Annotated in this window: 11 protein-coding genes (1 of these 11 running past the window's edge); 5 read left to right on the forward strand and 6 right to left on the reverse strand. The window is 28.5% G+C overall.

Translation table 11 applies throughout. The features are described 5' to 3' along the window. A protein-coding gene (porQ, locus tag LPB03_RS00110) for a type IX secretion system protein PorQ (protein ID WP_065318505.1) crosses the window boundary here: on the forward strand, positions 1–953 show its 3' portion. Its footprint begins 70 nt before the window's first position; the window shows 953 of its 1,023 coding nt (coding positions 71–1,023); its start codon lies beyond the left edge, outside the window; the stop codon is at positions 951–953. After that, positions 953–1,642: a (d)CMP kinase gene (gene cmk, locus LPB03_RS00115; protein ID WP_065318504.1), complete on the forward strand. Its 690-nt coding sequence runs from the start codon at positions 953–955 to the stop codon at positions 1,640–1,642. Before porQ ends, cmk begins: the two co-directional genes overlap by 1 nt. A gap of 229 nt (positions 1,643–1,871) precedes the next feature. Here cmk and LPB03_RS00120 read toward each other — a convergent pair whose 3' ends face one another. Together LPB03_RS00120 and LPB03_RS00125 are read right to left on the reverse strand one after the other, a co-directional pair. Continuing rightward, positions 1,872–2,504 (reverse strand): 7-carboxy-7-deazaguanine synthase QueE, encoded by a 633-nt coding sequence (locus LPB03_RS00120; RefSeq protein ID WP_394364928.1) that lies wholly within the window; start codon positions 2,502–2,504, stop codon positions 1,872–1,874. After that, positions 2,505–2,957 (reverse strand): RidA family protein, encoded by a 453-nt coding sequence (locus LPB03_RS00125; RefSeq protein ID WP_065318503.1) that lies wholly within the window; start codon positions 2,955–2,957, stop codon positions 2,505–2,507. Positions 2,958–3,172: 215 nt separating this feature from the next. On the opposite strand from LPB03_RS00125, the gene rpsA reads away from it, so the two are divergent. Further along, a complete protein-coding gene (gene rpsA, locus LPB03_RS00130; RefSeq protein ID WP_065318502.1) occupies positions 3,173–5,008 on the forward strand; it encodes a 30S ribosomal protein S1 in 1,836 nt (611 codons plus the stop codon). A 339-nt stretch (positions 5,009–5,347) separates the two neighbouring features. On the opposite strand, the gene LPB03_RS00135 is transcribed toward rpsA, so the two are convergent. The 4 genes from LPB03_RS00135 to LPB03_RS00150 all read right to left on the reverse strand — a co-directional run bounded on the left by LPB03_RS00135 (position 5,348) and on the right by LPB03_RS00150 (position 10,710). Next, entirely contained in the window at positions 5,348–6,895 is a 1,548-nt protein-coding gene (locus tag LPB03_RS00135) for a PepSY-associated TM helix domain-containing protein (RefSeq protein ID WP_065318501.1), read from the reverse strand. A gap of 2 nt (positions 6,896–6,897) precedes the next feature. Continuing rightward, positions 6,898–7,197 carry a hypothetical protein gene (locus LPB03_RS00140; protein ID WP_065318500.1) on the reverse strand — a complete coding sequence of 100 codons (300 nt, stop codon included), beginning with the start codon at positions 7,195–7,197 and terminating at the stop codon, positions 6,898–6,900. A gap of 406 nt (positions 7,198–7,603) precedes the next feature. Then, the gene (locus LPB03_RS00145; protein ID WP_065318499.1) at positions 7,604–8,317 is read right to left on the reverse strand and encodes a DUF4198 domain-containing protein; all 714 of its coding nucleotides are present in this window, start codon (positions 8,315–8,317) and stop codon (positions 7,604–7,606) included. A gap of 20 nt (positions 8,318–8,337) precedes the next feature. Then, entirely contained in the window at positions 8,338–10,710 is a 2,373-nt protein-coding gene (locus tag LPB03_RS00150; protein ID WP_065318498.1) for a TonB-dependent receptor, read from the reverse strand. A 6-nt stretch (positions 10,711–10,716) separates the two neighbouring features. On the opposite strand from LPB03_RS00150, the gene LPB03_RS00155 reads away from it, so the two are divergent. Further along, positions 10,717–11,778 carry a helix-turn-helix domain-containing protein gene (locus tag LPB03_RS00155; RefSeq protein WP_139058934.1) on the forward strand — a complete coding sequence of 354 codons (1,062 nt, stop codon included), beginning with the start codon at positions 10,717–10,719 and terminating at the stop codon, positions 11,776–11,778. A gap of 82 nt (positions 11,779–11,860) precedes the next feature. Further along, the gene (glmM, locus tag LPB03_RS00160) at positions 11,861–13,252 is read left to right on the forward strand and encodes a phosphoglucosamine mutase (protein ID WP_065318496.1); all 1,392 of its coding nucleotides are present in this window, start codon (positions 11,861–11,863) and stop codon (positions 13,250–13,252) included. Positions 13,253–13,256: the final 4 nt, after the last annotated feature.

Here is a 13,256-nt window from a genome sequence, read left to right on the forward strand (position 1 = left end):
AAAACATATATCAATTTTTAAATTTATCTTCTTCTGCAAGACAAATTGCTTTAGGGGGTGAAGTATTAACGCTTACTGATGATGTGAATCAACCTATTTGGAATCCTGCTGTAATAAGTAATGAAATCGATCATAAAATCTCTGCAAATTACGCTAGCTTTTTAGCAGGTATTAATATTGGCTCAATATCTTATGCCAGAGAAATATCTAGACACTTTGGAACGATACATGCAAGTATTAATTATTTAGATTATGGAACATTAATTGGCGCAGACGAACAAGGAAATGAAACTGGAAATTTTGGTGCTAATGATTTAGCAATTTCAGTTGGATATGCTTTAAATTTACCTTGGACTAATTTTTTTTTTGGAGCTAATGTTAAATTAATTAATTCTAATATACAAAATTTTACTTCTTTTGGGGTAGCAGCAGATTTTGGAATACTTTACAATAGTCCATATAAACCTTACTCCTTTACATTAGTAGCTAGAAATGCAGGTGCTCAAATTAAAAGTTTTAATGGAACCAATGAGGAACTACCTTTTAAAATTGCCTTTGGAGCCTCATATCAATTGGAATATGTACCTTTAAAATGGTATTTAACTTTAGATAATTTACAACAATGGGATGTTTCTGAGCCAAATCCTTCTGAACAAACAACAGATTTAGAAGGTAATGTAACTGAACAAGAAATTGGTTTTATTGGTAATGCTTTAAGACATTTTGTTGTTGGTGCAGAGTTATTTCCTGAAAGTGCTATCAATTTAAGGGTAGGTTATAATGTGAGAAGGGCTGCAGAATTAAAATTACAAAATATTAGAACTTTTGGTGGTATTTCATTTGGTTTTGGAATAAAAATGAATAGATTTAAATTTAATTATGCGTATTCTAAATTTCATACTGCTACAAATGCGAGCACTTTTAGTTTAGAAATGGATTTAAATAGAAGATAATGAATAAAAAAATTACAATTGCAATTGATGGATTTTCATCTACAGGAAAAAGTACAATTGCTAAATTGATAGCTAAAAAATATAATTATATTTATGTTGATACTGGAGCAATGTATAGAGCTGTAAGCTTATTTGCTAAACAGCATAACTTTGTAGGAAATGATTTTTTAGATAAAGAAAAATTAATTTCTAATCTTAATGACATTTCACTTTCTTTTAAATTTAATGAGGATTTAGGTTTCGCTGAAATGTTTTTAAATGATAAAAATGTTGAGCAAGAAATAAGAACTTTAGAAGTTTCTCAATTAGTTAGTAAAGTTGCAACCATTTCTGAAGTTAGAAGGAAATTAGTTGCTGAACAACAACAAATGGGAGCCAAAGGTGGAATTGTTATGGATGGAAGAGATATTGGAACTGTAGTTTTTCCGAATGCTGAATTAAAATTATTTATGACAGCTTCTGCAGATAAAAGAGCTACAAGACGTTATAAAGAACTACTTGATAAAGGTGATAAAGTAACTTTTGAAGAGATTTTATTTAATGTAGAAGAACGAGATAGAATAGATTCTACAAGAGAAGATTCTCCCTTAATAAAGGCTGATGATGCTATTGAATTTAATAATTCTGATATGGGAATTGATGAACAATTTGAGAGAATTTGCACTTTAGTAGATAGAAAGATTTCTTAAACGCTAATAGTTTATAAATTCGCTTAGCCCTGATTGAACGACTTGTCTGAGCTCTTTTTTATGATTGTGTTAATCTTAAAAATATTTTATCAAAGCAAATTTATATATAGCTATTTCCTGCTTTTTAAATACTACAACATAAAAAAAGCGAGTAGTGAAAGCAGGAAATAGCTTCAAATAGAAATTATACTAAATAATTTATACGAATATTAGTTTAGAAACATTATTCTTAAGGAATATTCAAATATTTGTGTGTCTGTAAAGAAATTTTCCATTTCGGATTTTTCATCACATATTCAACAATTTGTTCTGTCATTTTTTCTTTTTTACTCCATTCTGGTTGTAAAAATAATTGACATTTTTTACCCACTTTTGCAGCTTGTTCTTCTGCAAAAATAAAATCAGATTGATTATGAATAATCATTTTTAATTCATCTGCTTCTCTATAATTTTCTTCTAAAGGTAATTTTGTTTTCTTTGGCGAAAGACAAAACCAGTCCCATTTTCCAGAAAAAGAATAAGCTCCAGAAGTTTCAATATGCGTTTTAATATAATTTTTTTGAAGCAATTCAGTAATATAATCCATAGACCACATTAAGGGCTCACCACCAGTAATAACAACAGTTTTTGCGAATTTTTTCACATTTTCTACAATAGTATCTGCCAACGTTGGTGGGTGTAAATCTGCGTTCCAACTTTCTTTAACATCACACCAATGGCAACCTACATCACAACCACCAACTCTAATAAAATAAGCAGCGGTTCCTGTGTGAGAACCTTCACCTTGTATTGTGTAAAATTCTTCCATTAACGGAAGCATTATTCCTTTATCAACTAAATTTTGTGTATTTTTATCCATCATCTACTTTCTTGCAGCAACTACTTCAATTTCAATTTTTGCGTCTGCCACCAAATTGGCTGCAAATGTAGTTCTTGCAGGTAGATTTTCCTTGAAAAAAGAGCGATAAATTGCATTCATTTTAGAGAAATCATCTATATCAGCTAAAATTACTGTACATTTTACAACATCTTTTAACCTTAAATTATGATGTTTTAAAACAGCTTCTATATTTAAAATCGTTTGCTTGGTTTCAGCTTCAATACCACCTTCTACTAATTTTCCTGAAGTATGATCTTTACCAATTTGCCCAGTTAAAAAGTATAAATTATCAACTTGAACAGCATCCGAAAAAGGCAAATTTTGTCTAGTTTGGTCATGTGATTTATGGTGTTTTACGATCGATTTAGATTCATTTTGACATCCATAGACGAAAATTAATAATAAGAAAATTATAAATTTTATTGTTATTTTCATAAGGTTTTGATTTTCAGTACAAATATAATTAGAATAAAAGGTAAATATTTTATGTGTAAGTAGTTATTAATCAATGATTTTTTGTAAATTTGCACTCCTTTTTACAGTAACAGATTCGTAAAAGGAAAAATAAACAAAATTATATAAAAACATCTCTTACTGTTTTAATTGTTAAGAATCTGTAAAACAATAAGATACAAAAATTATTTTCAGGAATGTCTGAAGAAACAAAAAACACTGAAGAGCAAGTAGTTGCTACAGAAGTACAAGAAACAGCAACTCCAGCTGTTGAAACAAAAAAAGATCCTAAACAATTTTTAGCGGATTTTAACTGGCATAAATACGAACAAGGTATTGATGAAGTTGATGAAGAAAAATTAAAAGAGTTTGAAGAAGCTTTAAAAGGAACTATCGGTTTTGTAAATGAAAGCGATGTAATTGAAGGAACTGTAGTAAGAATTACTGACAGAGACGCAATTATCGATATCAATTCAAAATCTGAAGGCGTTATTTCTTTAAACGAATTTCGTTACAATCAAGGTTTAAAAGAAGGAGATACTGTAGAAGTATTGGTTGACAAAAGAGAAGATTCTTCTGGTCAATTAGTATTATCTCACAGAAAAGCAAGAGTAATTAAAGCTTGGGAAAGAGTAAACAATGCTCACGAAACTGGTGAAGTAGTTAACGGATTCGTTAAATGCAGAACTAGAGGTGGTATGATTGTAGATGTTTTCGGAATCGAAGCATTTTTACCAGGTTCTCAAATTGATGTGAAGCCAATTAGAGATTACGATCAGTATGTAGAGAAAACAATGGAATTTAAAGTTGTTAAAATCAACCACGAATTTAAAAACGTTGTTGTATCTCATAAAGCTCTTATTGAAGCTGATATTGAATTACAGAAAAAAGAAATCATTGGTCAACTAGAAAAAGGACAAGTATTAGAAGGTGTTGTTAAAAACATTACTTCTTATGGTGTGTTTGTAGATTTAGGTGGTGTAGATGGTTTAGTACATATTACAGATTTATCTTGGTCTAGAATTAATCATCCAAATGAGGTTGTTGAATTAGATCAAAAATTAAACGTTGTAATTTTAGATTTTGATGATAACAAATCTAGAATCCAATTAGGTTTAAAACAATTATCTGCTCATCCTTGGGAAGCTTTAAACAGCGATTTAAAAATCGGTGATAAAGTAACTGGAGAAGTTGTAGTAATTGCAGATTATGGTGCATTTGTAGAGGTAGAACAAGGAGTAGAAGGATTAATTCACGTTTCTGAAATGTCTTGGTCAACTCATTTACGTTCTGCACAAGATTTCGTAAAAGTTGGTGATAAAGTTGAAGCTCAAATTTTAACTTTAGATAGAGAAGACAGAAAAATGTCTCTTGGTATCAAACAATTACATCCAGATCCTTGGACAGATATTACCACTAAATTCCCAGTTGGTTCAACACATACAGGTACTGTAAGAAATTACACAAACTTTGGTGTTTTTGTTGAGTTAGAAGAAGGAATTGATGGTTTAGTTTATATCTCTGATTTATCTTGGACTAAGAAAGTGAAGCATCCATCAGATTTTGTAACTGTTGGTCAGCAATTAGAAGTTCAAGTTCTTGAATTAGATGTAGAAAACAGAAAATTAAACTTAGGTCATAAGCAAACTCAAGACAATCCTTGGGATGGTCATGAAGAAACTTACGAAATTGGTTCTATTCACGAAGGTCTTGTAAAAGACAAGAATGATAAAGGAGCAGTTGTAACTTTCTCTGATGGAGTAGAAGGTTTTGCACCAAGTAGATTCTTAGAAAAAGAAGATGGTACTAAATTAAACAAAGGTGAAACTTTGAAATTTATCGTATTAGAATTCTCTAAAGAATACAGAAGAGTAGTTGTATCTCATACATCTATCTTTAAAGAGCAAGAGCGTAAAAATATCAAAGCTCAAGTAAATAAATCTGCAGATGCAGAGAAAACTACTTTAGGTGATATTGGAGGTCTTGCAGCATTAAAAGAAAAAATGGAAGCTGGAGCAAAAAAGAAGAAATAATTTCTTTTTTAAACAGTAATTCTTAAATATTTAAAACCGTTACAATTTTTTGTAACGGTTTTTTTTGTGCTTAACTTAATTCAGAATCTTTTAAGATCTGAAACTTTAAATCCTAAAATTATATTTTTAAATTAGGGCGTTCCCAAGCAAAAAAGCTTGGTCAGGCTTTACGTTTCAATCTTTTTATGCTGAAATTATTCAAGTTTTTTTACTTTTAAATTAATAATATCAATAAAAATAAATTCAAGGTATTTTAAAACTTGCATAAAAAGGATTTCCACTACAATCCTTAACGCAAACTACTTACTAGATAATAGAAGTTCTAAAGATTAGTAATATTTATTTTTTATGAACTTGTTTTAATTTAAATGACACCCAAAGTGTTATTGAAGCTAAAACAATCCAAAAAAGATCTACAAATAAAATTTGATATTGTTGATTGATAAATGCTTCCCAAACCCAGTTACCAGTCATTATTCCATTAGAAATTGGGATAAAGAAACCAATAATACTTCCAGAAAGTAACGTGTATTTATTAATAAAATGTAAATCCTTCTTTAACATAAAGAAGAGCGATAACAATAACCAACCAATAAAATAGAAGTAATAAATAAAAGAAGAATTTGCAGGTTGAATCACTTTTACAGCAATAAAAGATAATGCTGTAATAGGATACATGCTTAAACAAATTGCCAAATAAATTCTTACAACACGTTCGTTAAAACGACGTTTTTTCTCAGGAATATTTTTTTTATCTCTTGCTACCAGCCAAATCATTACCCCAGAAATGATTACAAAACAAGAGATTAAACCCAGTATAAAACTAATTATTTTTAAAGGGTAACCACCATAATCACCATAATGAATTCTATACAATACATTTTTAACACCATCTAAATATGATGTTTTTGTAATCGGACTTTTTTTAGAAACGATTTCTCCGGTTTTTACATTAAAAATAGTTTCTCCAGATCCGTTAAATTTAGAACCATAATTTAAATGCCCATTTACTAAAACATGCATATTTTCATCACCATAATTAAAAATGTGAATTTCTATAACTTCAAAGTCATTCCATAATTTTTTAGTTGATGCTACATAAGAGTTCACACTAAAATTAGAAGAAATTGCATTGTTTTCAAATTGATATTGAGGATGTGTATATTCTAAATCTTCATATAATTTCGCATCATTTCCTCCATATAAAAACAACACACTAGGAGCAACTAATAATAGTTTAATCATAAAAAAAACACCAGTTACAGCATATACAAACTGAAAGGGTAAACCAATAAGACCAAGCGTCGTGTGTGCATCTGTCCACATTACTTTTAATTTTGCTAAAGGTCTAAAAACATAAAAATTAGAGATAATTTTTTTCCAATGAATTATTACTCCAGTAATAATTGCAAATAAGAAAAAGAAAGCAACAAAGCCTGATAGATAATAGCCAATTGGGTAATAAACTTGAGCCAAAAAATGCAATCGATATAAAAACTCACCTAGACTATATGAATCATCATATGTATGCTCTGTGTTGTTTTTTGTGTCTAAATAGAAAAATTTAGACCCTTCTGTTTTATTAGCAGTTATGGAATCTTTTGAAGCAGACATAGAAACTGCAACACGTTGTTCTATATAGTATTTTTTAAGTTCAACATCTCTTCCAAAGAGATTATAATTCTGATGTATAGAATCTAAAGTTTTATCAAAGTCTAGTTGAATATCATCAGTAATTTCTACAGATTGATTTCGTTCCCAGTTTACAATTTCATCTCTAAAAAATGAAAATGAACCAGCAAAAAAGATAATGTATAGCACAACACTTATTACAATACCACTAACAGTATGTGTATGAAAAATTATATTATAAGTTCTGTTTTTCATTATTAAGAAATAATAGGGTTATAGATTTTACCAAAATAAATGATGATTGAAAATAGAAATGTTATTAGCAAATAAATTGCCCAAATTTTCCATCCGTTTTTAGCGATAAAAGCTAGAATCATAAGAACTGCCCAAAGAATAAATCCTGAGTACGTTGAAGTAATCATAACATTAACGTGATTAAAAAAAAAAGAGATTGCTAAATGAAATGATATGGTAACAAAATAGCCACCTAAAAAACCGGCAGTAATTTTAGCAAATCTTTGCCAGTTAGAAGATAAATATTTAGGATTAGCTGGCATAATTTAAAAGATGAAAAGTTCAAATAAAAGTGAGATTATAAATAGTAGAAGAACACTTTTATAACGGATTAGTTTTAATGGAGTTAATATGGTTGTTAAGCTTCCTATTGTCATAAAAACGATAAAAAATAATAAGCTTCCTGCTCCAAAACCAAATACATAGATGTTTAATATTAATGAAATAATTAATAATATAGTTGCTATTATTTTTGTTAATTGAATGTTTTCATCTATCCAGTTTTCTAACTTATTATAATTGTGTTTTACTGTTTTTTTAGAGGTATTGTAAAAAAAATAAAATGATATAAATACAATGAAGATAGTTACAGAAACCATGTTTTTTATAATTAAAACAACTCTGAACAATTAGTGTTCAGAGTTGTAATGTTTAATTCAAAATTTATTATTAAATACAATATGTTGCACAATGCCATATAAACTGGTACTCTTTTCCTCTAAATTTTCCTGGAACTTTTTCGTTAAATGTAGTTTCTAAAATATATTTAGATTTCCAAGGAAGTTTAAATGATATAAAACCATCTTTATCTGTATATAATGTTTTAGACCATAAATCTGCAACGTAAATTTTTACTTCGTTTTCTTTTAAAGCTTTTCCTTTATATAAAACTTGTAGTTTAATTTCATCAACAGTTTTAGAAATATCTTTTATGGTAATTCCATTTTTGTTATTTGCAATAGTTTCAGAAATTTTTTCACCTACTTGTATTTTTGCACTTGAGTTGTAATGTGTTTTAAAAATTCCGAAATCATATTGTGTATAATCTATAATATCAATTTTATAATTATCTAAAACAACAGTATATGTTCCGTTTTTTTTAGGAATAAAATGTGCTAAATAATGATTTTCTTTAGCTGTAACTTTTAGTTGTTTTTTTATTCCATTTGCATCTACAATCCAAAGTGTAAAGTCTTTAACTTTAGGAAAAGCATCCCCATTTACTTTTTCTATAACTCCGTAAGTATATTCTCCGTAAAAAACCTTTACTTCTTGTTCTTGGTCTATTTTTCCTGTAGGATTTGTTTCAATCCATAAGTAATGAGCAAAAGATTGAGTTGCTACAAATACAAGTAGAATAATAGTTATTATTGATTTTTTCATATTTAATAATTTAGTTGTTTTTAAAATCTGTAAGTAAAATTAGCTGAAACAGTTCTTAATTTTTGAGGAGACACTGTAGACCAACCAGAATAATATTTTGTATTAGCAATATTGTCTACTTTTAAAATGACCATAAACTTTTCTTGAGAATAACTTATAGAGCTGTTTAATATGGTATAGCTAGGTAATGTAAAAGAACCTGTTGTACTTCTATTTAAAGTATTAAATTCACTTGCATAATTACCACCTAAACCAATTCCAAATCCTTTTAAAGTCTCAGATTGAAAGTTATAGCTTGTCCAGAAGTTAAATAAGTCTTTTGGTCCAGCGCTTTCTGTTCTTAAACCTAAATAACCAGAATTTGCTGTATCTACTAAAACTTCAGAATCAATATTGCTATAACCAGCAATAATATTCCAACCAATAATAGGGTTTGCAATTAAACTAATTTCTACGCCACTACTTTCTACTTCACCACCTTGTATAGAGTTGTTTACATTGGTAGGATCTGTCATTAATTTGTTAGAAACATTTATGTTATAATAGCTAGCTGTTAAATCTAGTTTTTCGTCAAATAAGTTTGTTTTTACACCAAACTCAAATTGATTTGCTTTTTCAGCTTCAAAGGTTTTAATTCTTGGATTTGAACCATCTACATCTGAAACTGAAGTTGGAGCAACATTTGTAAAACCATTCATGTAATTAGTGAAAATTGATACTTTGTCTTTTATAGGTTGATATACTAAACCAAATTTTGGAGAAAAAGCAGTTTGATTGTCATCATCATCAGATTTGTCACCACCAAATTGATCTATTCTTAAGCTTAACATTGCAGAAAGAGTAGGTGTAAAATTCACTACATCAGAAACATAAGCACTGTAAGTTTCTTGTGTTGCACTAGAATTACTAACATTTGTATCTGCTAAAATAGCATCTACAGCAGCATTAGATAAAACAGAGGTTGTAGTACTATTACTCAAAGTTACTGTACCTATACCAGACCAACCTGTACTGTTATCCTTTTTGAAAATACTGAAATAATCAAAACCAATTACAATTCTATTTTTTAATTTACCTAAGTTAAATTTTCCAATAAAGTTTTGTTGTATATCTGTAGTTCTTGTTTCAGCGTTAATTTTAGCAGCATAATGTGTAAATGAATCACCATCACCAGAATCCCATAAATATGAATAAAAGCCACTGGTTTTTGCATTTCCTGAAGATACTAACGTTTGTGAAGTCCAATTATCAGAAATATTATATAAGGCTTGTGCTTGAAAATTAAAAATTGGATTATCAATTGATAAATTATCACTAGTAAATGAATTGTAATAGTTTTTTTCAAAAAGGTCTAAGCTATTAAAAGACAATGGTACATTTCTATTCAAAAATAACATTGGTGTATTCACAGATGTTTTTTCTAAAATTTCTGTGTTTACTAAAAAAGTTAATTTCTCATTAGCAATAAACTTTAATGAAGGAGCAACATAAATTGATTTATTTAATCCTGCATCTTGAAAACTATTTTGTGTATGATATGCAGTGTTAATTCTTAAAAAAGTATCATCATTTGTTCCAATAGGAGTGTTTATATCTGCAGTAACTCTGTTAAGTCCATAAGTTCCTGTTGTATATGAAATTTCACCTCCAAATGACTCATAAGGTTTTTTAGTAGTTACATTTATTAAACCACCATAAGAAATTAAACTACTTCCAAAAAGTGTACCAGAAGGTCCTTTTATTACTTCTATAGATTCTATATTAGAAGGATCTAAACCACCATTATTTAAACCTGGTAAGCCATTAATTAATGTTGGCTGAACAGCAAAACCACGTAGAGAATAGAATTCTGCACCATCACTTGCTCTTCCTGTAGATTCCCATAAACGAGAAATACCAGTTGCATTTTTTAATGCATCATTTACATTGGTAACTACTTGTTCTTTTAATAATTCATTAGAAATACTATTGTAAACTTGTGGATTTTCTAATTTTGCTAAAGGCATTTTTGAAACAAATTGACTTGTCTTTTTCGAAAACTTATTTTTCTTAAATCCATTAACAACTATTTCAGTTAGTTGCTCTTGATTTTCTACTAAAACAATTTTTGGTAGTCTTAGTTTTTGTCCATTATTAATTGTAAACGGAATTGATTTTGATTTGTACCCAATAAATGTAATTGATAACGTATAATTACCTGGTTGTACATTTTGTATTTTAAACTCTCCAAAGCGATTGCTTATTATTCCTTTATCTGTGTTTTTGATTAATACATTTACATTTGAAATAGGGTTGTTTTTTTGTGTTACAATTCTCCCTGAAATTGTTCCTTCTTGAGCATTTATTATTGATGCTGAAAAAATAATTGTTAGTAATAATAATCTTTTTATCATTTTTGTTTGCTATTTATATTTAGTCTAAATAAATTTACCGCAAATTTAAGAAAGCAATTGAATCTAAAAAGACGCATGACGAATAAAAAAAGACGTGATTTTGAAAACTGTAAGACTTTAGATTTAATAGCTTTAAAAACAAGCTTTAAAAATAAAGTTGCAAAAGAAAAAATAAAGATTGAAGAAAATGGGTTTTTATACACAGAATATACTGTTATACCAAAGTTTGGAGAAGGGTCTATTATAGAGATTTGTTTTAACTGTATAACAATATCTATAAGTAAATTTATTCTTAATTCTGATATTTTACAACTTGATGAAAGTGATGAAAATTGGTTACAACTATCTTTTTTAATAGAAGGAGAAAAGATAATCCATCTAAAAAATGAATCTGTAGACATATTATATGAGAGTCAAGAATCTTACATGGCATTTATAGAAGGTTATAATGGGTTTAATAAAATAACAGGAAACCAGCCTTTTAGAGAAATAAAGATAAAATTTTCAAGAGAATTTTTATTTCAACATGGATTAGAAAAAGGAATAAATTTCAATAAAATTACAGACAGTAATTTAATAATTCCGATTACTGAAGATTTACTTATGGTATTTTCTAACCTAGAATTAGAGTATACAAAAGAGATTTCATCTAAAATTTTATTAGAAGCTAAAGTACTTGAGATTTTGGCAATCCAAATAAATAATTATAAAAATATAAATTTAAATCAGTTAAAGATTAAAAGTGATAAATCTCTTAAAGTGCTTTATAAAGTTAGGCAATTTTTAAAAAATAATTTAGATAAAAACTATTCAATAAACCAATTGTCACGTGAGTTTGGATTGAATGAAAACTTATTAAAAACTAAGTTTAAAAAACTTTTTGATTCTACAATTCATCAATTTTATTTGGAAGCAAAAATGAAAAAGGCTAAAGAATTATTAAAAATAACACAACTGCCAATTTATGAGATAGCAGAGGAAGTTGGTTATAAAAATGCTACTCATTTTAGTGCTGCATTTAAACGCTCTTATAAAGAGTCTCCAAAAGATTACAGAAATAAGTTATAGTCTTATTTCAAATAAAAAAGAGTTGGTATATAAAACACTAATTGTTTAGAATATTTTATCTTTGTTTCGTAAAAATGAAACTATGACATTAATAAAATCAATATCAGGAATTAGAGGTACAATTGGCGGAAAAACTGCTGATAATTTAACACCAATAGATGCAGTAAAATTTGCTTCTGCTTATGGAGCATTTATCAAAAGTAGAAATCCAAACAAAGAAAAAATTACTGTAGTTGTTGGGAGAGATGCACGTATTTCTGGTAAAATGATATCGAGTTTAGTTGCAAACACTTTAATTGGTTTAGGTATTAATGTTGTAGATTTAGGTTTATCAACCACACCAACTGTAGAAGTTGCTGTGCCTTTAGAAAATGCAGATGGAGGAATTATTTTAACAGCATCTCATAATCCAAAACAATGGAATGCTTTAAAATTGTTAAATGAAAAAGGAGAATTCCTAAATGGAGCAGAAGGTGAGGAAATATTAACATTAGCAGAAAGCGAAGATTTTTCGTTTGCAGAAGTTGATGATTTAGGAACGTATTCAAAAAACAAAACATATTTACACAAACATATTCAAGAAGTTTTAAATCTTGAATTGGTAGATGTTGAAGCAATTCAACAAGCAAATTTTAAAGTGGTTGTTGATGGTGTAAATTCTACTGGAGGTATTTTTATTCCTGCTTTATTAAAAGAATTAAATGTAGAGTGTATAGAACTATATTGTACTCCAAATGGTCAGTTTCCTCACAATCCAGAACCTTTAAAAGAACATTTAACAGATATTTCTGAGTTGGTAGTTAAAGAAGAAGCAGATTTCGGAATTGTGGTAGATCCAGATGTGGATAGATTGGCAATTGTTTCTGAAGATGGTTCTATGTTTGGTGAAGAATATACGTTAGTGGCTTGTGCAGATTATGTTTTAGGAAGATTAAAAGGTGGAAATACAGTTTCTAACTTATCGTCCTCTAGAGCCTTAAGAGATGTTACAGAAAAACATGGTGGAACGTATACAGCATCAGCAGTTGGTGAAGTAAATGTGGTGATTAAAATGAAAGAAACGAACACTGTAATTGGTGGTGAAGGAAATGGAGGAATTATTTATCCTGCTTCACATTATGGACGTGATTCTTTGGTAGGTGTTGCTTTATTTTTATCGCATTTAGCACATCAAAAAGTATCTTGTAAAACTTTGAGAGATTCGTATCCAAGTTACTTTATGAGTAAAAATAAAATTCAATTAACACCAGAAATCGATGTTGATAATATTTTAGAAACAATGGCATCAACTTATAAAAACGAAGATGTAAATACCATAGATGGTGTAAAAATTGATTTTGCTGAAGAATGGATTCATTTAAGAAAATCGAACACAGAACCAATTATTAGAATTTATACAGAAGCAAAAAGTCAAGAGGCTGCAGATGCTTTAGCAGTAAGATTTATCAATGAAATTAAAGAAATAATAGCTTAATATT

It is taken from the genome of Polaribacter vadi, from assembly GCF_001761365.1.
Lineage (GTDB): Bacteria > Bacteroidota > Bacteroidia > Flavobacteriales > Flavobacteriaceae > Polaribacter > Polaribacter vadi.

What these genes read in the sequence shown, in the direction of transcription:
- cmk (WP_065318504.1), top strand. Translation starts at nt 953, where the DNA reads ATGAATAAAAAAATTACAATTGCAATTGATGGATTTTCATCTACAGGA.
- LPB03_RS00120 (WP_394364928.1), bottom strand. Translation starts at nt 2,504, where the DNA reads ATGATGGATAAAAATACACAAAATTTAGTTGATAAAGGAATAATGCTT.
- LPB03_RS00125 (WP_065318503.1), bottom strand. Translation starts at nt 2,957, where the DNA reads ATGAAAATAACAATAAAATTTATAATTTTCTTATTATTAATTTTCGTC.
- rpsA (WP_065318502.1), top strand. Translation starts at nt 3,173, where the DNA reads ATGTCTGAAGAAACAAAAAACACTGAAGAGCAAGTAGTTGCTACAGAA.
- LPB03_RS00135 (WP_065318501.1), bottom strand. Translation starts at nt 6,895, where the DNA reads ATGAAAAACAGAACTTATAATATAATTTTTCATACACATACTGTTAGT.
- LPB03_RS00140 (WP_065318500.1), bottom strand. Translation starts at nt 7,197, where the DNA reads ATGCCAGCTAATCCTAAATATTTATCTTCTAACTGGCAAAGATTTGCT.
- LPB03_RS00145 (WP_065318499.1), bottom strand. Translation starts at nt 8,317, where the DNA reads ATGAAAAAATCAATAATAACTATTATTCTACTTGTATTTGTAGCAACT.
- LPB03_RS00150 (WP_065318498.1), bottom strand. Translation starts at nt 10,710, where the DNA reads ATGATAAAAAGATTATTATTACTAACAATTATTTTTTCAGCATCAATA.
- glmM (WP_065318496.1), top strand. Translation starts at nt 11,861, where the DNA reads ATGACATTAATAAAATCAATATCAGGAATTAGAGGTACAATTGGCGGA.